We start from the raw sequence: 16,669 nt of genomic DNA, 5'->3' as shown, positions 1-16,669 counted from the left end.
GACAAATGCAAGACAAACCCCATATGGCTGCCTATAGGGGTGCCGAACCAGCCGGCTGCAACCGAATCGGGCGCGCGACATGATCACCACTCATCCTTTTGAAGACGACAAGCTGCGCGAGGAGTGCGGCGTTTTTGGCGTGGCAGGCGCCGTCGATGCGGCCGCTATGGTCGCGCTCGGCTTGCACGCGCTGCAGCACCGCGGCCAGGAAGCTGCGGGCATCAGCAGCTTTGACGGCCGCTTTTTCCACAACCACAAGGCGCTCGGCCATGTGGCGGGCAATTTCGATTCCGAAGACATCATGCGCTCGCTCAAGGGCGAATGGGCTATCGGCCATGTGCGCTATGCCACCACCGGCGAGACCGCGCTTCGCAACGTCCAGCCGCTCTATGCAGAGCTGGCCTCGGGCGGTTTTGCGATCGCACACAACGGCAACATCTCCAATGCGATGAAGCTGCGGCATGATCTGATCCGCACCGGATCGATCTTCCAGTCGACCTCGGATACCGAGACGATCATCCATCTGGTCGCGACATCGCGCTATCGCACGTTGCTCGACAAGTTCATCGATGCGCTCAAGCAGGTAGAGGGCGCCTATTCGCTGATCTGCCTGACCGACAGCGGGATGATCGCCTGCCGCGATCCGCTGGGCATCCGCCCGCTGGTGATGGGCAAGATCGGCGACACGGTGATCTTCGCGTCGGAAACCGTTGCACTCGATATCGTCGGCGCAGATTTCGTGCGCAGCGTCGATCCGGGCGAACTGGTGGTGGTCAGCGGCGGCGAGATCCGGTCGCACCGTCCGTTTGCAGAGAAGAACTCGCGACCCTGCATCTTCGAGCATGTCTATTTCTCGCGCCCTGACTCGATCGTCGATGGCTCGTCGGTTTATACTGTGCGCAAGGCGATCGGCGCGCAGCTGGCGATCGAGAACCCAGTCGAGGCGGACCTTGTCGTCCCCGTACCCGACAGCGGCACGCCGGCCGCGATCGGTTATGCCCAGCAATCGGGGCTGCCGTTCGAGCTCGGCATCATCCGCTCGCATTATGTCGGACGCACCTTCATCCAGCCTGGCGATGGCGTGCGCCATCTGGGCGTAAAATTGAAGCACAATGCCAATCGTCCGCTGATCGACGGCAAACGCATCGTGCTGATCGACGATTCGATCGTGCGCGGCACCACTTCGCTAAAGATCGTGCAGATGATGCGCGATGCGGGCGCGGCCGAAGTCCACATGCGCATCGCCAGCCCGCCGACGATGCACAGCTGCTTCTATGGCGTCGATACGCCCGAACGGTCCAAGCTGCTCGCCGCGCAGAAATCGATCGAGGAAATGCGCCAGTTCATCCAGGCCGACAGCCTGTCGTTCGTATCGATCAACGGCCTGTACCGCGCACTGGGGGAAGCCGAGCGGCTGGACAACAATCCGCGTTACTGCGACGCCTGCTTTACCGGCGACTATCCCACCACGCTTACCGATCTGGCAGAGCGCGACCAGCCCAACCAGCTGACATTGCTGGCCGAACGAGTCGCCGGCTGAGGACCCTTCGCGCATGACCGATAAGATTTTCGAAGGCCAGCTGGCCCTTGTCACCGGTGCCAGCCGCGGCATCGGCGCCGCCACCGCCAAGGCACTTGCCGCGCGCGGGGCGCATGTCATCCTCACCGGGCGCACCGCCAAGGATCTGGAAGCCGTCGAGGACGCGATCTTCGAGGCGGGCGGCAATGCCACGATCGCACCGCTGGATCTCAGCGATGGCGAAAGCATCGCGCGGCTCGCGGTGGCGATCGGCGGCCGCTGGGAGGCGCTCGACATCATGGTGCTCAACGCTGCTATGCTGGGCACATTGGGCCCGGTGCCGACCATCGATGGCGGCGAATTCAACCGGCTGATGACCCTGAACGTGCTGAGCGCACAGGCGATGATCGCGCATTTCGATGCGATGCTGCGCAAGAGCGGCCATGCCCGGGTGGTCGCGCTGACCAGCTCGGTCGGCGCCGCGCCGCGCGCCTTCTGGGGGGCCTATGGCGCTTCCAAGGCCGCGCTCGAGGTGCTGCTGCAATCCTATGGCGAGGAAATGCGCAACATCGGCAAGGTGCGTACCGCCATCGTCGACCCCGCCCGCACCCGCACCGCGATGCGCGCCAAGGCCTATCCGGGCGAAGACCCTGCAACGGTCAAGGAACCCGAGGCAGTGGCAGAAGCGATCGCTGACCTGCTCGCCAGCGACTTCGAGACCAACCACCGGCTCGTTCTGCAGGGCTGATATCCGACCTCTTTTTTCTGATCTCTCCCCACCCTCTTGCGGGAGGGGTGGCTGAGACGCAGCCGGGATGGGCCTGAGGTCCGCTCCTTTTCAGGCCCACCCCGGCCCGGGAAGCCGGGCCTGCCCCTCCCGCACGCGGGAGTGGAGAACGGCTCGGAACCCCGCAGTTCGAGCATTTACCACCCTTCCCCTACGGCGCGCGTAATCCGCGCGCATTATGACAATCCAAAATCGGCAAAGCCACAAATCGGTAATTGCTGCGTCGCACAAAAGTCGCCGGTTGGCGGCAATGGGCGAGCATTCACTCCAATGTCGAGGACATGCTCCAATGCGCTCACCTCTCTCCAATCGCCCCCTGCGGGCGTCGCTGCTCGCGCTCGCCACCGTGCTGGCCGCCAGCCCTGCCCTGGCGCAGGACCAGACCGATGCCGATGCCCGCAACGACGACCTGATCATCGTCACCGCGCAAAAGCGCGAGCAGTCGATCAAGGACGTGCCGATCACCGTGTCGGCGATCAGCGGCGAGCAGATGGACAAGATCGGTATCGACGAGTTCGACGAGCTATCGGCCTATATCCCCGGTTTGAACATCCAGGAGCAGAGCGCCAACAACCCCGGCTTCGTCATCCGCGGGATCACCTCGGACTCGGGCAGCGCGCAGGTCGCGCCGCGCGTGACGATCTATTTGAACGGCATCGACGTCTCGCGGTCGCGCGGATCGTATTTCGATCTGTTCGATATCGAGCGGATCGAAGTCGTCAAAGGGCCGCAGGCGACCCTGTTCGGCACCGCAGCGACGATCGGCGCAATCTCGGTGGTTACCGCCAAGCCCGAACCCGGCTTCTCGGCTGACCTGCGCGGCAGCTACGGCAATTTCAACCTGTATGAGGGCCGCGCGATGATCAACGTCGGCAACGACAAGATCGCGGGCCGCATCGCTGCATCCTACAAGAAGCGCGACGGCTATATCCGCAACATCGCCGGCGATGCCGGCACGGTTTCGGCCCGCACCGTGGGCCAGCAGCAGGACGACCTCAACGGCATCGATCAGTTTGCCGTTCGCGGATCGCTGCGCATCTGGCCGACGGCGGAAAGCACGATGGACTTCGTGTTCAACTATGAACAGCAGCGCAACCCCGGCACCGCGTTCAAGTCCGGGTCGATCGCGCCGACCGGCGGCACCACCAGCCCGTTCACCTTTGCCGAGCTGGGCGGAGCGCCTGCGGACCTCAGCCGGGCGATCCTGGGCCTTCCCGATCTCGGACTGAACCGCGAGGTCTACGACGCCAGCGTCACCTTTCAGACGCCGATGGGCGGCGGCTGGTCGCTCGCCTCGATCAGCGGCTATCGCAAGTTCGACAGCCTCGAGACCTTCGATGCCGATGGCAGCGCGCTGTTCTTCCTGGAATTCGCCGAAGACGCGCAGGGCGAGCAGTTCAGCCACGAAACCCGCTTCGCCTATGACAGCGACCGCCTGCGCGGATTCCTCGGCTTCAACGTGTTCCACGAAGAGGGCACGCAGGCTGTTCCCTTCCTGACTGATGAAGGTACCTATATCAGCTGCGCGCCGTTCCCGGCATTCGCACCGGTGCGCAACAATGTTGGCGCAGCCCTGGGCGTGGCGGGAGCCGCAACCTGTGGCGCGCTCAACAGCGCCAATCCGGCGCGCAACGCGACCGCGATCCTGACGCGCGGCGCAGCGACCGTGCTGCCCTATTCCAGCTCGTTCACCAATGGCGGCAAGAACACCACATTCTCGGTGTTCGCCGACATGACCTTCGATGTCACCGACCGGCTCGAGCTGTCGGCAGGCGTGCGCTATCTGTCCGAAGAGCGCGCCTCGACCTACACCGCCGTCCAGCCGGGCAGCCAGATCTTCGCGTCGCTTGGCGTGCGCGGCGTCTCTCTGCTGGGCGCTGCCGATACAGGCGGACAGGTGTTCCGGGTGAACGACAGCTTCGATGCATGGCTGCCGCGTTTCAACGCGCTGTACCGGATCAGCGACGCGGTCAACGTCTACGCCACCGTATCCAAGGGCCGCCGTGCGCCCGTGCTCAACCTCAGCGCGACTGCGACCGCTGCCGGGGCCGTCCCCAATTTCACGCTGGTGGCCGAAGAAAAGGTCTGGAACTATGAAGGCGGCATCAAGGCCGCGTTCGGCGGGTTCACAGGCTCGATCGGCGCCTTCTACCAGGACTATTCCAACTTCCAGACCAGCTTCTTCAACCAGCAGGGCCAGGTTGTGCCGGTGAACGCGGGCAATGCCGGCAATTTCGGCGTGGAAGTCGAAGGTGCGCTGCGGATCGGCGACAATGTGCGGCTGTTTACCAACTACGCGTTCATCGACGCCAAGATCGAATCTCCCAATCCGGCATTTCAGGACAACCGCTTCCGCCTGCAGTCCAAGCATACTGCAGCTGCGGGGATCGATGTCACGGTTCCGCTGGGCGAAGGCACCGAGCTGTTCCTGTTCCCGACAGTGACCTATTCGAGCAAGCAGTTCTTCGAAATCCCCAACACCGACCGGTTGAGCGAGAACGGATATCTGCTGGTCAATGCCCGTGCCGGGGTGCGCCTCGGCGATGGCAAATACGAAGTCACTGCCTTCGCCCGCAACCTCACCAACGAAGATTATCTGATCGACGCGGGCAACACCGGCGGCGCTTTCGGCACCGCGACCTTCATCGCCGGCGAACCGCGGTTGTATGGCGTGCAGGTGAGCGCGCGGTTCTGACCTTCTGTCTCCCCTCCCGCTTGCGGGAGGGGAGAGCCTTTACGGCGTCAGGACGGTGATCCCTCCCATATAGGGCACCAAAGCCTCGGGCACGCGGACAGAGCCATCAGCCTGCTGATAGTTCTCGACGATGGCAACCAGCGTGCGTCCGATGGCGAGCGCCGAGCCGTTGAGGGTGTGGACGAACTCGGTGCCCTTCTCGCCCTCGGGACGGTAGCGGGTGTTCATGCGGCGCGCTTGGTAGTCGCCGCAGTTGGAGATGCTGGCGATCTCGCGATAGGTGTTCTGCCCCGGCAACCAGACCTCGAGATCGAAGGTCTTGCGGCTCGCCTGCCCCATGTCGCCGGCACACAGCAGCATCTTGCGATAGGGCAGCCCGAGCGCCTGCAGGATCGCTTCGGACGCCGCGCACATCCGTGCGTGCTCCATCTGCGAATGCTCGGGTGCGGCGATGGTGACGAGCTCGACCTTCTCGAACTGGTGCTGGCGGATCAGCCCGCGCGTATCGCGCCCGGCAGAGCCCGCTTCGGAGCGAAAGCACGGGGTCAGCGCGGTCAGCCGGATCGGCAGTTCGGCAGCGGTCAGGATCTGCTCGCGCACGCTGTTGGTGAGGCTCACCTCCGAGGTCGAGATCAGCCAGCGGCCGTCGGTGGTCTGGAACAGGTCCTCGGCGAACTTGGGCAGCTGGCCGACACCGAACACGGCTTCGTCGCGCACCAGATAGGGCGTTGCGCATTCATTGTAGCCGCGCTCGACCTGCGCATCGAGCATGAACTGCCCCAGCGCCCGGTTCATCCGCGCGATCCCGCCGCGCATGAAGGTGAAACGGGCGCCGGCAATCTTCGCCGCGGTCTCGAAATCCATGCCCAGTGCAGGGCCGATATCAGCGTGCTCTTTGGGTTCGAAATCGAACTGCGGCAGATCGCCCCAGCGGCTGACCTCGACATTGCCCGCCTCGTCCAGGCCATCGGGCACATCGTTCGCAGGCAGGTTGGGCAGCAGCGCCAGCCGATCGGCCAGCGCCGCATCGCCGGTTCTGGCCAGCTCCTCCAGCTCGGTCAGCCGCGTCTTGAGCTCGGCGACCTCGGCCTTCAGCGCATCGGCCGTGGCCACATCCTTCTGCGCCATCGCCTGGCCGATCAGCTTCGATGCCTCGTTGCGGCGGGCTTGCGCGGTCTGGGATTCGTTGAGCGCCTCGCGCCGCCGCGCATCGAGCGCGATGATCTCGGCCGCCACAGGGTCGAGCCCCTTGCGCGCCAAAGCGGCGTCAAAGGCTTCGGGGTTTTCGCGGATGAATTTGATGTCATGCATGGGGCATGCCTATGCCCTGCCCGCCTGCCCCGATGCAATGCGCAATCGGCACAAAAAAAGGGCGACCTGGCCATGCCGGGTCGCCCGATGAATGCGGTGATCAGGCAGCGGTGACGGTCGCTGCCGGATGATCAGGCCGCATCGCGTTCTTTTGCTGCATCCTTGCGCTTGGCAAAGCGGCGACGTGCCGCCAGCGCGATCGCGCCTGCGCCGAACAGCAGGATGGCAGGCGGTGCCGGCACATCGGTGCCGCCGGTCGAGCTGGTGCCGCCGCTGGAGCTTGACGAGCTGCTCGACGAAGAGGACGACGAGCTGGAGCTGGACGAGCCCGACGATCCGGTGCTGCCGCTCGATCCGGTTGAACCCGACGAGCCGCTGCTGGTGCCGCCGAAGCTGGACGAGCTGCCCGTCGACGTCGCACCCGAGGAGGTGCTTGACGAGGAGGAGCTGGAAGAGCTGCTCGACGAAGACGAAGACCCGCTGGAGCCAGTTGATCCCGAAGAACCGCTGGAGCCCGAAGAACCGCTGGAGCCCGAAGAACCGCTCGAGCCCGAGGATCCAGTCGAACCCGACGAACCGCTGGAACCAGACGAGCCACTCGAGCCACTGGAGCCAGACGAGCCACTGGAGCCCGATGATCCAGAAGAACCACTCGAGCCGGACGAACCCGACGAGCCGCTCGAGCCAGAAGACCCGCCCGAAGAGGCACCCGGCTTGCCCGGATACCCCGGCTTGCCGCCGCTGCCGCCCGAGGACGACGAGGACGAAGAAGAACTGGACGACGAAGAGCTCGACGAGGAGGAGCTGGAAGAGGACGAGCTGCTTGAGCTGACATTGCCCGACGAAGACGACACGTTACCCGAAGAGGACGAGACGTTACCCGACGACGACGACACATTGCCCGAGGAGGTGGATACGCCGCCGGTCGAAGTCGAGACACCGCCAGTCGAGGTGCTGACACCACCTGTCGAGGTCGACGTGCTGACGCCACCGGTCGAGGTGCTGACACCGCCGGTCGAGGTCGAAATGCCACCGGTGGAAATGTTGCCGCTGGACGTGCTGGTCGATCCGCCGGTGCTGGTGAAGCCGCCGGTTGAGCTGCTGGTCGATCCGCCCGTGCTGGTGAAACCGCCGGTCGAGGTGCTGGTCGATCCGGTCGAGGAGATCACGACACTGCCGCCGCCACCGCCGCCACCGCCGCCGAAGAAACCACCGAAGAAGCCGCCGCCAAAGCCGCCGCCGAAACCACCGCTGCCACCGACGACGACGGGGAAACCGCCGCCACCGCCGCCACCGAAGCCGCCCGAATCCTGCGGAGCGGGTGCCGGATACGGATAAGGCAGCGGGATCGGTGCCTGCTGCGTGGTCACAGTCACCACCTGGGGCGCGACCCGCGTCGCAACCGGGGCGACGATGCGCCGAGTCCGCTTGATCTGACGAACCGGGCCTGCCTTGGCCAACTGGCGACCGCGAATCGGCTTGCTGGTCTTGGCCTGTCGATACTGCTTCACCTGCGCAGGCGGCGTATCCGCAACATGGACCGCGCCGCCGCCGATGATCGCACCGCCGCAGGTACAGGCGCACAATTTTGCCAAGGCCATCCGTACAGACATTGTGTTTTCTCTCTCAGACCAGGGAGGCTGCTTGCGACCGTCCGGAACCAAAACCGGGGTCGGGTCAGCATCCCGATATGCTAGGCAAGCCAGAACAAAGCGTTAATCTCAATGCTGTTAACCTTGATTTGACAATCTGTGCGACAAAAAACTGCGCCCATCCGGGGCATAGCGCGCGCCCTGTCCCGATTTGGAACCATAATCTGCCGCGGAATTAACCGATATCAAGTCGCAGGCGTGCGAAGTGCCGCGCGGCCGAGGGTTGACGGTACGGCAACAACGGTTGCGATCGGGCCCTTGCAGATTCTCCCTGATTCTCCAGCTTTTGCAGCTTGTGTGGCCATTGCGCGCTGGCTATAGGCGCGATCAACATAAGGCCGACGGAATGTGTCCGACCTTGGGCGCGCACCGCCGGTTCTGCTATCCACCGGGAGCATCCAATGGCGTCCATCTCGACGGCGATCGACGATATCGATGTGCTGGCCAAGGCGCGCAAGAATATAGAAGGGGATTATTTCCCGTCTTCCGATGAAGACTATATGAGCGCGCGCCAGCTGGAATATTTCCGCGCTCTGCTGCAGGAATGGAAACGCTCCATCCTCGCGGCATCCAAGGATACCCTTCAACAGCTTCAGGATGGCCCGATGCGTGAGCCCGACCTGAACGACCGCGCTTCCAGCGAGACCGACTGGGGCATCGAGCTTCGCACCCGGGACCGCCAGCGCAAGCTAATCGCCAAGATCGATTCCGCGCTCCGCCGTATCGACGAAGGCGAATATGGCTATTGCGAGGTCACCGGTGAACCCATCGGGCTTGGCCGTCTGGTCGCCCGTCCCATCGCCACGATGACGGTGGAAGCGCAGGAAGCCCATGAGCGCCGCGAAAAGATTTCCCGCGACGACTGATTTTTTTACATTCTGCGCTCGGGCTTAACCAATTGGCGACTATCGCCGGGCTATACCATCGGCACTCCATATCGCGCCCGCATCCGCGTCGCGGCTTGGAGCGCCGAATGATTTTGCCTGCAAGCTGGACGCCAGAAAATGAACATGCCTCTCAGCCCGAAATCTCTTGAAACCAAAGAGACCCGCGCCCGGGACAGCCTGTTTTTGCTCGCGGAAATCACGTTCGAAGGATCGGAAGAGCTCCACAAGGTGAAGGTGCGCAACCTTTCGCCCGGTGGGATGATGGTCGAATCGGACCTCGAAGTCACCCAGGGACAGAAGCTGGTGGCGACACTGCGCAATATCGGCGTGGTGCGCGGCCAGATCGCATGGGCACGCAGCGCACGGTTCGGCGTCGCGTTCGATCGCGAGATCAACCCCAAGCTGGCACGCCAGCCGGTGGGTGGCACGACCGAGGTTCCGCGCTTCTTGCGGACGATCGTCGCCACCAGTCCTTCCTACCCCCGCTAACCTCGCAACGCCGCCATCGGGCGCGGATCAATCATTGGCAGCCCCGGGCAGCTCGTGGTTCTGCGCGCCGACGCTTTGCGGTGAGAGCCGCTGGTTGACTGGACTGCCGGCAAAGGCGATCGGGTGACGCAAGGTGCGGTAATCCCCGATATGCGGCGCATGCGCATCCATGAAGAACCCCGTCGCTGCCAGATGCGGATCGCTCGGCACATCCTCGATCCGGTTGAAGCGCATGGCCGGGATGTCTTCCTTGTCGAGCAATTCCACCCATTCGTCTGTGGTCTTGGTCGCGGCAACCTCCTCGATGATCGCATACAGATCACCGGTGTGCCTGGTGCGCTCCTCATAGGTTGAAAATCGCGGATCCTGGAACACGCCGGGGCGGCCGCCGATCTCGAAGAAGCGTTCCCATTGCCGGTCGACATAAGGAACGATCGCAATGAAGCCGTCCTTGGTCGGATACGGGCGGCGGCGCGGGTTCATCGATCGGGTGTAGCCGAACTTGCCGTCGCCGGGGAAAGTCTGGCCGTACAGATTCTCCACCATGTTGAAGAAGGTGAAGCATTCGAACATCGGCACCGAAACGAACTGGCCGTGCCCGGTTCGCTCCTTGTGCACCAGCGCTGCAAGCGTGGCGGTGGTGGCGAACAGGCCGACAGTCTTGTCCGCGACCAGCGAGGGCGTGTACGAAGGATCGCCGCCCGAGCGCTTGGCATACAGGTCCGCCCAGCCCGATGCCGCCTGTACCAGATCGTCATAGGCCTGCCGCTTGGCATAGGGGCCTTCGGCACCATAGCCGCAGCAATGGATGTAGATGATGCCTGGGTTGATGGCCTTGACCGACTCGTAATCGAGCCCAAGCCTCGCCATCCCCGCCATGCGAACATTGTGGAAGAAGACATCCGCTTCCTTCAGCAATGTCTCCAGTTGCGCCTTGCCGAGCTCGTCGCGGCCATCGATGGTCACCGCCTTCTTGTTGCGGTTCAGCGCCATGAAGATCGGGCCGAGATCGCCCGTCGGAGATGATCCGGCATAGCGCATCATGTCGCCGCTGTGGCTGCCGCCGCGGTTCTCCACCTTGATGACGTCCGCACCCATGTCCGCGAGCATCAGCGTGGCCAGCGGTCCCATCACCACGCTCGACATATCCAGCACGCGCACCCCGGCCAGAGGCCCGGTCGCTGCAATTTCACTCGTCTTCCAGATCGATTCCGCCATGCAAGGCTCCTGCTTAGTCAATTGTCAGATATTGTGTCACTAATTTACAACAGTTCGCCGCACACCCACCGAAAACATCCAGATTCGGGACGATTCGGGCGCCACTTCGCAATTGCAGCATTGCGAATACCCCCGATACTGGGGTAAATTGATGTTTCGAGTTCAGGGGTGGCTCGACGAGGGAATGCGGGTCGCACCGTTTCCGTTGGGGGCAAAATGGTACTGAGCTTGTTTGAAAGCGCCGAACAGCGGCGCAAGGATGATCGCGAACTCGACACGATCCACAAGAAATATGGCGACACCACCGTCGACGTATTGGATGCGCGTGCTCGCGACGAAAGTCTGACCGATCGCGAGCGCAAGCATTGGTCGCGGTTGCTGCGCAAGGCGCGGCAACGGTTTCGCGATTGACCGGAGGGTGAGGCAGGCATCTGCCTCACCGCCTCTGATCGAAACGTCGGCCGATCATCGTGCTGGCAATGTTGACCTGCTGCAAATCGATCGCGCGCCCGGCGATGCCCCAGCCCCAGGCATCATGCATCCGCCGCTCCATGGGATTTCGCGCGGAATAGCCATAGCCACCCATCAGGTTCACCGCCTTGCCGGTCACGCACCGGGCGACGTGATTGGCGAAGCTTTTGGCGGATGAACTGTCGAGGATCGACGGCAGGCCCTGGTCCGAATTCGCCGCCGCACGCCAGATCAGCAGCCGCGCGGCCTTCTGCGCCAGCTCCGTTCGCGCGAAACGCCACACCGCATAGCGCAGCGGCAACTGCTCATCCGAAAGACCGAAATCCATCTCCGCATCCCTTTAACCGATCGGTTAACTAAGGGATGCGGGAGAATGCGCGCCGGGTCAATCACCAGTTGTGACAGCCTGCCCCGAAGCGCCCACCAATGCGTCAGTCCCCGGTGAGGATGCGGTCGACCAGCTGCTTGACCGTGGGCACAAAGCCGTTCGAATAGAACGGGTCGGTGCCGAAATTGTAGGCGGCGTGCCCTGCGAACATCAGGTTCTTGTCGACATCCTCGCCATGCGCGATGTTCTGCAGCGCCTTCTGGATACAGAAGCTTCGCGGATCGGCGAGATAGCCGGTCGAGTTGTTGTCATGGTCCTTCCACGACGAAAAGGCGCAGTGCGACAGGCAGCCCATGCAATCGGTCTGGTCCTTGCGGATCTCGGCTCGCTCTTCGGGGGTGCAGAACACCAATGTGTTGTCGGGCGTCTTGAGCGCGGTGGTGAAACCTTGCGCATCCCAGCGGCGCGCGCGCTGCAGGTCGGTGGGCGTGACCCAGAAGTTCTTGCCCTTCACCCCGACATCGAGCTGGGACGTGTGTTCACCTGCGGTCTCGGTCGAGAACGGGATCTGCCGCTCGGAACGGGCCTCCAGGCTGCGCAAGAACGGGTTGCGCACCGCGCTAGAGTAAAACCCGGTGGGGCTGAACTTGTGCAGCAGGACATCGCCCGGCTTGATCTTGGTGAGCTCGTCCTTCCACCCCTTCGGGATCGGGCTTTCCTGGGTCAGCAGCGGACGGGTGCCGAACTGGAACGAGATCGCGCCCAGTTCGGGATTGTCGATCCAGTTCTCCCAGTCGCGCAGGAACCAGACCCCGCCCGCCATCACGATCTGCACGTCTTCCGACACGCCCTCAGCGCGCATCGTCTCGCGCAGCGCGGCGACGCGCGGATAGGGATCCTGCGGCACGCGAGGGTCCTCGGCGTTGGACAGGCCGTTGTGCCCGCCCGCCAGCCAGGGATCTTCATAGACCACCGCCGCCATCAGATCGGCATATTTGTGGTAGGCGCGCTTCCACAGCGCGCGAAAGGCGCGGGCCGAGCTGACGATCGGCAGATAGCTGACATTGTACTGCGCCGCGATCTCGGACAATTTGTAGGGCATGCCCGCACCGCAGGTGACTCCTGCCACCATGCCACGCGTCTGTTCCAGAATGCCGTGCAGGATCGGCTGCGCGCCGCCCATTTCCCACAGCACATTGATGTTGATCGCGCCCTGGCCCCCGGAGATTTCATACGCCCGGCGGACCTGCTCGACACCGCCTGCGATGCCGTAGCGGATCAGCTCCTCGTGGCGCTCGGCGCGGGTGCGGCCGTGATAGATCTGCGGGATGACGTTGCCGTTTTCGTCATAGCTGTCAGCGTTCACCGCCGAGACGGTGCCGATGCCGCCTGCTGCCGCCCATGCGCCGGAGCTTGCATGGTTGGTGGCGGAAACACCCTTGCCACCCTCGATCAGCGGCCAGACTTCGCGTCCGCCATAGACAATCGGCTTCAAACCCTTGAACACTTAATAGCTCCCACATTAGCGCAGCCGTATAAGCATGCTGCGCAGCAAATGCCCAATAAAAACGTTTCCGGGACGATCGCGTTGCCCCTGCGGCTCAGCGTTGCGCGCAGCCCTTGATGCTGGCGGGATCCGGCGCCGGGCCCACCGCCTCGAATCGCGCAAAATAGCCTGCGATATCCGGCTTTTCGATGAATTCGACCAGCTTGTACCCCACCGCCTCGAACTCGCAGAACAGCAGCTTGGGGGGAATGCCATGGCGGTTGGTCGGCCGATCGACATCGACCACGATCACCTGCCCGCCCTTTTTCAGCGCAGGCCGCATCCGCCAGATGAACGCATAGGGCTCGGTCACCTCGTGGTACATATGCACCATGAAGATGCGGTCGAAGCTCTTTTCCGGAAGCCGGGGGTCGTCGATATCGCCGGGCTTGATCGAGACATTATCCAGCCGTTCGCGCTCGACGCGGGTGCCCAGTCGCTTGAGCGCTGAATCATCGATATCCTGCGCGAGCACCCTGCCCTCCCGGGCCACCCGTTCGGCCAGCCGCACGGTGTAATACCCGTTGCCCGCGCCGATATCGGCGACGGTCATGCCCGGCGCAACGCCTGCCAGATCCATGACGGTGCTGGCCTCGTTGCGATCGTCGCGCGCTTCCTCGTTGGAAAACTCGTTACTGACCACGCCTGCCACCGCCCGATCGGCCCGCGGAAAGGCGCGCGCGGTTTCTGGCCGGTCGCTCTGGTCACCCGATGCCGGCTGGCAGGAGGCAAGCCCTGCCGTTGCCAGCAACAGCCCAGCCCACCGACCGAACCGGTCAGTCGACATCTTCGACGTCCACCTTCTCGCCGGTCACCTTCTGCGACAGCGCCGCTGCCATGAACGGATCAAGCGCGCCATCGAGCACATCGCCCGGCGCGGTGGAGGTCACCCCGGTGCGCAGATCCTTCACAAGCTGATAGGGCTGCAGCACATAGGAGCGGATCTGGTGGCCCCAGCCGATCTCGGTCTTTGCGGCGTATTCGCCTGAAGCCTCGGCCTCGCGCTTCTGCATCTCGGCCTCGTACATCCGGGCCTTGAGCATGTTCATCGCGGTAGCGCGGTTCTTGTGCTGCGACCGGTCGCTCTGGCTGGCGACGATGATACCGCTGGGCACATGGGTGATGCGCACCGCCGAATCGGTGGTGTTGACGTGCTGTCCGCCCGCGCCCGATGCGCGATAGGTATCGATCTTGAGATCGCTTTCCTTGATGTCGATCTCGAAGCTGTCGTCGATCACCGGATAGACCCAGACGCTCGAGAAGCTGGTATGACGCCGCGCCGAGCTGTCATAGGGCGAGATCCGCACCAGCCGGTGCACGCCGCTTTCGGTCTTGGCAAAGCCATAGGCGTTCTCGCCCTTGATCAGCAGCGTCGCGGACTTGATGCCCGCCTGTTCGCCCGCGTGATAATCGACCAGCTCGACCTTGTATCCGCGCCGCTCGGCCCAGCGCGAATACATGCGCTGCAGCATTTCGGCCCAGTCCTGGCTCTCGGTGCCGCCTGCGCCTGCATGGACTTCCAGATAGGTGTCGTAGCTGTCGGCCTCGCCCGCGAGCAGCGCCTGCACCTTGTCGCGCTCGGCGCGCTCGGCCAGCGCCTTTAGGCTCGCAAGCCCTTCGGCGACCGTCTCATCATCGCCCTCGGCCTCGCCCAGCTCGACAAACTCGATCGCATCGGACATTTCCGCGGTGATCTCGTTCACGGTGCCGATCGCCTGTTCCAGCCGGCGCCGTTCGCGCATCACCTCTTCGGCACCCTTGGGGTCGTTCCACAAGGTCGGGTCCTCGACGCGCGCGTTGAGCTCGTCGAGCCGGCGCAGCGCGCGGTCCCAATCCAGAAACTTGCGGACCAGCGCCAGTGCGGCGTTGATGGTGTCAATATGGGCCTGCCCTTCGGCACGCATGGGGTCACTCCTGATGTATTTGGTCCCGCGCTCTAGCTGAAAGCCGGGCAATCGCAAAGCCCCGCGCGGTATGTGTGATTGATCTTGGCCCGGCAGCCCCTAGATTGGCTGAATGCACGGCACCCCCGGCCCGGTAACGATCGATCTGACCATGCTGATGCGCGCCTATGCCATCGGTATCTTCCCGATGGCCGATGCCCGAGACGATGTCGATGTTTTCTGGGTGGAGCCGGAAATGCGGGCGATCCTGCCGCTGGACAGCTTCCACCTGTCGAAATCCCTGAAGAAGGTGATCCGTTCCGACCGCTTCACTGTCACCTGCAACCGCGCCTTTGGCGAGGTCATCGCGCTGTGCGCCGAATCCGCCGACGGACGCGAGCAGACCTGGATCAACCGCACGATCGAGGCGAGCTTCATCGCGTTGCACAACCAGGGCCGCGCCCACAGCATCGAATGCTGGCAGGGTGGCGCGCTGGTCGGGGGGCTGTACGGTGTCGAGATCGGCCGGGCGTTCTGCGGCGAAAGCATGTTCAGCCGCGCCACCGATGCCAGCAAGGTAGCGCTCGCCTGGCTGGTCGCCAGCATGCGCAAGGGCGGGCTTCGCCTGCTCGACTGCCAGTTCATCACCCCGCATCTCAAGTCGCTGGGCGCGGTCGAGATCCCGCAGGCCGATTATCTCAAGCTGCTGGGCGATGCGATCAGCGAATCGCCGTTCGCGCCGCCGCGCGTGCAGCGCCCGCATCCGGTGATGCCGGGGACTTATTCGGTATCGGTCGACGGTGTCGTTGGCGCCGGAGCCGATTCGGGGCTGGTCGCCGGATTTTCCGCATTGGCAGGGGCGGATGCCGCGGGCCTTGCCGCAGGTGCGCCCTCTTCTTCCAGCGGTGCATCCTCGCCTGGATACTCCATCGCGCAGTTCTTGACCCAGACATCATAGATCGGGTGCTCGACGACGTTGAGCGACGGCGATTCCTTGAACACCCAGCCGGAGAAAACCCGCTTCCAGACCGGATCGGACGAGCGGGTTTCGCGGTGCTGGACCAGCAATTGAACGAACGCGCCGGTTTCGGGGACCGGCTCCCACGGCGCGGTGCGCTCGCACGCCGACAACCGGACGATCGCATCGCCGATGCGCCGCGATTCGCCGGGCTTCATTTCGAGATCCCGGGTTTCGCCGTTGCGCTTGTTGAGAAAGGCGATCGTCGCGACGCGCTCGGCCATCGGCGTAGCTTCGCCTTCGACAAGCGCAACCGGCGCACGAACCTGCGCCTTTGGCGCAGCCTTGGACTGAGCCTGGGTCTTGCTGCCCGGCATCAGCCGATCGCCGAACTGCGACCAGCCGTAAACGCCTGCCCCGAGGAGCGCGGCGACCAGAATGACGATGGCGATGATTCGCCCGCGCGTCACGCCTCGGGAGTCCACGCTTCATAGTCGCCAGTCGCCGCAGCGCGCACCCCGCCCCGGTCGAGCGAGCCTGCAGGGCGATAGGCACCGGTGGTTCCAGTCAGGTTGGGGACATAGTCCTTTTCCCATATGCGCGGGGGCGGGAGATGGCTTTCGGGTACCGCATCATAGCTGTTGTGCAACCAGCCATGCCATTCGGAAGGCACGCGGCTCGCATCATTGGCGCCCTTGTACAGCACCCACCGGCGCTCCTTCTGGCCCTTTTTGGGCTTGGAGCGGAAATAGGTGTTGCCCTGATGGTCCTCGCCGACCTTCTCGCCGTTCAGGGCGCTGAACAGATGCGTGCCGACGGTTGCGCCGTCCCACCAGGTGAAGATTTTTCCCAATAGTCCCATGGCAGCCCGCTTAATGCGTGGGAGCGGAAAGGGGAAGATGGTTTTGCATCGCTTGCGCCCGCT

General features: G+C 63.7%; 16 protein-coding genes and 1 pseudogene. 8 read left to right on the top strand and 9 right to left on the bottom strand.

Annotated features, from left to right (window positions below; translation table 11 throughout):
• Positions 1 to 79 precede the first annotated feature (79 nt).
• From purF to BSY18_RS01940, 3 genes are all read left to right on the top strand, one after another.
• Entirely contained in the window at positions 80 to 1,540 is a 1,461-nt protein-coding gene (gene purF / locus BSY18_RS01950; RefSeq protein WP_054133276.1) for an amidophosphoribosyltransferase, read from the top strand.
• Between the two features lie 13 nt (positions 1,541 to 1,553).
• The gene (locus tag BSY18_RS01945; protein ID WP_069049475.1) at positions 1,554 to 2,267 is read left to right on the top strand and encodes an SDR family NAD(P)-dependent oxidoreductase; all 714 of its coding nucleotides are present in this window, start codon (positions 1,554 to 1,556) and stop codon (positions 2,265 to 2,267) included.
• A 328-nt stretch (positions 2,268 to 2,595) separates the two neighbouring features.
• Positions 2,596 to 5,001 (top strand): TonB-dependent receptor, encoded by a 2,406-nt coding sequence (locus tag BSY18_RS01940; protein WP_069049474.1) that lies wholly within the window; start codon positions 2,596 to 2,598, stop codon positions 4,999 to 5,001.
• A gap of 39 nt (positions 5,002 to 5,040) precedes the next feature.
• Here BSY18_RS01940 and serS read toward each other — a convergent pair whose 3' ends face one another.
• On the bottom strand, positions 5,041 to 6,312 hold the full coding sequence (gene serS / locus BSY18_RS01935; RefSeq protein WP_069049473.1) for a serine--tRNA ligase: 1,272 nt from the start codon (positions 6,310 to 6,312) through the stop codon (positions 5,041 to 5,043).
• A 131-nt stretch (positions 6,313 to 6,443) separates the two neighbouring features.
• Positions 6,444 to 6,554 carry a PEP-CTERM sorting domain-containing protein gene (locus BSY18_RS21335; RefSeq protein WP_150126182.1) on the bottom strand — a complete coding sequence of 37 codons (111 nt, stop codon included), beginning with the start codon at positions 6,552 to 6,554 and terminating at the stop codon, positions 6,444 to 6,446.
• Here BSY18_RS21335 and BSY18_RS21330 point away from each other — a divergent pair.
• From BSY18_RS21330 to BSY18_RS01920, 3 genes are all read left to right on the top strand, one after another.
• The gene (locus BSY18_RS21330; protein ID WP_236823430.1) at positions 6,535 to 7,650 is read left to right on the top strand and encodes a hypothetical protein; all 1,116 of its coding nucleotides are present in this window, start codon (positions 6,535 to 6,537) and stop codon (positions 7,648 to 7,650) included. The genes BSY18_RS21335 and BSY18_RS21330 overlap by 20 nt on opposite strands.
• Positions 7,651 to 8,365: 715 nt before the next feature.
• Positions 8,366 to 8,830 (top strand): RNA polymerase-binding protein DksA, encoded by a 465-nt coding sequence (dksA, locus tag BSY18_RS01925; RefSeq protein WP_171900161.1) that lies wholly within the window; start codon positions 8,366 to 8,368, stop codon positions 8,828 to 8,830.
• Positions 8,831 to 8,968: 138 nt separating this feature from the next.
• Positions 8,969 to 9,340 carry a PilZ domain-containing protein gene (locus tag BSY18_RS01920; protein ID WP_054133280.1) on the top strand — a complete coding sequence of 124 codons (372 nt, stop codon included), beginning with the start codon at positions 8,969 to 8,971 and terminating at the stop codon, positions 9,338 to 9,340.
• Between the two features lie 27 nt (positions 9,341 to 9,367).
• Here the strand turns inward: BSY18_RS01920 and BSY18_RS01915 are convergent, their stop codons facing one another.
• Positions 9,368 to 10,558, bottom strand: a complete 1,191-nt coding sequence (locus BSY18_RS01915; protein ID WP_069049472.1) for a CaiB/BaiF CoA transferase family protein — start codon at positions 10,556 to 10,558, stop codon at positions 9,368 to 9,370.
• Between the two features lie 216 nt (positions 10,559 to 10,774).
• On the opposite strand from BSY18_RS01915, the gene BSY18_RS01910 reads away from it, so the two are divergent.
• The gene (locus BSY18_RS01910) at positions 10,775 to 10,969 is read left to right on the top strand and encodes a hypothetical protein (RefSeq protein WP_054133282.1); all 195 of its coding nucleotides are present in this window, start codon (positions 10,775 to 10,777) and stop codon (positions 10,967 to 10,969) included.
• 25 nt (positions 10,970 to 10,994) lie between these two features.
• Here BSY18_RS01910 and BSY18_RS01905 read toward each other — a convergent pair whose 3' ends face one another.
• From BSY18_RS01905 to prfB, 4 genes are all read right to left on the bottom strand, one after another.
• The gene (locus BSY18_RS01905; RefSeq protein ID WP_069049471.1) at positions 10,995 to 11,357 is read right to left on the bottom strand and encodes an acyl-CoA dehydrogenase family protein; all 363 of its coding nucleotides are present in this window, start codon (positions 11,355 to 11,357) and stop codon (positions 10,995 to 10,997) included.
• Positions 11,358 to 11,460: 103 nt separating this feature from the next.
• Entirely contained in the window at positions 11,461 to 12,864 is a 1,404-nt protein-coding gene (locus tag BSY18_RS01900; protein WP_054133284.1) for an NAD(P)H-dependent flavin oxidoreductase, read from the bottom strand.
• A gap of 94 nt (positions 12,865 to 12,958) precedes the next feature.
• Positions 12,959 to 13,690 carry a class I SAM-dependent methyltransferase gene (locus BSY18_RS01895; protein ID WP_069049470.1) on the bottom strand — a complete coding sequence of 244 codons (732 nt, stop codon included), beginning with the start codon at positions 13,688 to 13,690 and terminating at the stop codon, positions 12,959 to 12,961.
• The gene (gene prfB / locus BSY18_RS01890; RefSeq protein WP_054133286.1) at positions 13,680 to 14,807 is read right to left on the bottom strand and encodes a peptide chain release factor 2; all 1,128 of its coding nucleotides are present in this window, start codon (positions 14,805 to 14,807) and stop codon (positions 13,680 to 13,682) included. Before prfB ends, BSY18_RS01895 begins: the two co-directional genes overlap by 11 nt.
• Before the next feature lie 112 nt (positions 14,808 to 14,919).
• Here prfB and aat point away from each other — a divergent pair, with 112 nt between their 5' ends.
• Positions 14,920 to 15,744, top strand: coding sequence for a leucyl/phenylalanyl-tRNA--protein transferase (gene aat, locus BSY18_RS01885; protein ID WP_054133287.1), 825 nt, complete (start codon positions 14,920 to 14,922; stop codon positions 15,742 to 15,744).
• Positions 15,745 to 15,779: 35 nt separating this feature from the next.
• Here aat and BSY18_RS21380 read toward each other — a convergent pair.
• A pseudogene (locus BSY18_RS21380) lies at positions 15,780 to 15,962 on the bottom strand (DUF2155 domain-containing protein); the annotation flags it as partial.
• Between the two features lie 248 nt (positions 15,963 to 16,210).
• Positions 16,211 to 16,606, bottom strand: coding sequence for an NADH:ubiquinone oxidoreductase subunit NDUFA12 (locus tag BSY18_RS01880; RefSeq protein WP_054133289.1), 396 nt, complete (start codon positions 16,604 to 16,606; stop codon positions 16,211 to 16,213).
• Positions 16,607 to 16,669 lie beyond the last annotated feature (63 nt).

This window comes from Blastomonas sp. RAC04 (assembly GCF_001713435.1).
GTDB classification, from domain to species: Bacteria; Pseudomonadota; Alphaproteobacteria; order Sphingomonadales; family Sphingomonadaceae; genus Blastomonas; species Blastomonas fulva.
This window is presented reverse-complemented; position numbering and strand designations above follow the sequence as displayed.

Bases quoted from the DNA above. Each gene is read 5' to 3' on its own strand.
- purF (WP_054133276.1), top strand. From the start codon at position 80: ATGATCACCACTCATCCTTTTGAAGACGACAAGCTGCGCGAGGAGTGC.
- BSY18_RS01945 (WP_069049475.1), top strand. From the start codon at position 1,554: ATGACCGATAAGATTTTCGAAGGCCAGCTGGCCCTTGTCACCGGTGCC.
- BSY18_RS01940 (WP_069049474.1), top strand. From the start codon at position 2,596: ATGCGCTCACCTCTCTCCAATCGCCCCCTGCGGGCGTCGCTGCTCGCG.
- serS (WP_069049473.1), bottom strand. From the start codon at position 6,312: ATGCATGACATCAAATTCATCCGCGAAAACCCCGAAGCCTTTGACGCC.
- BSY18_RS21330 (WP_236823430.1), top strand. From the start codon at position 6,535: ATGGCAGGCGGTGCCGGCACATCGGTGCCGCCGGTCGAGCTGGTGCCG.
- dksA (WP_171900161.1), top strand. From the start codon at position 8,366: ATGGCGTCCATCTCGACGGCGATCGACGATATCGATGTGCTGGCCAAG.
- BSY18_RS01920 (WP_054133280.1), top strand. From the start codon at position 8,969: ATGAACATGCCTCTCAGCCCGAAATCTCTTGAAACCAAAGAGACCCGC.
- BSY18_RS01915 (WP_069049472.1), bottom strand. From the start codon at position 10,558: ATGGCGGAATCGATCTGGAAGACGAGTGAAATTGCAGCGACCGGGCCT.
- BSY18_RS01910 (WP_054133282.1), top strand. From the start codon at position 10,775: ATGGTACTGAGCTTGTTTGAAAGCGCCGAACAGCGGCGCAAGGATGAT.
- BSY18_RS01905 (WP_069049471.1), bottom strand. From the start codon at position 11,357: ATGGATTTCGGTCTTTCGGATGAGCAGTTGCCGCTGCGCTATGCGGTG.
- BSY18_RS01895 (WP_069049470.1), bottom strand. From the start codon at position 13,690: ATGTCGACTGACCGGTTCGGTCGGTGGGCTGGGCTGTTGCTGGCAACG.
- prfB (WP_054133286.1), bottom strand. From the start codon at position 14,807: ATGCGTGCCGAAGGGCAGGCCCATATTGACACCATCAACGCCGCACTG.
- aat (WP_054133287.1), top strand. From the start codon at position 14,920: ATGCACGGCACCCCCGGCCCGGTAACGATCGATCTGACCATGCTGATG.
- BSY18_RS01880 (WP_054133289.1), bottom strand. From the start codon at position 16,606: ATGGGACTATTGGGAAAAATCTTCACCTGGTGGGACGGCGCAACCGTC.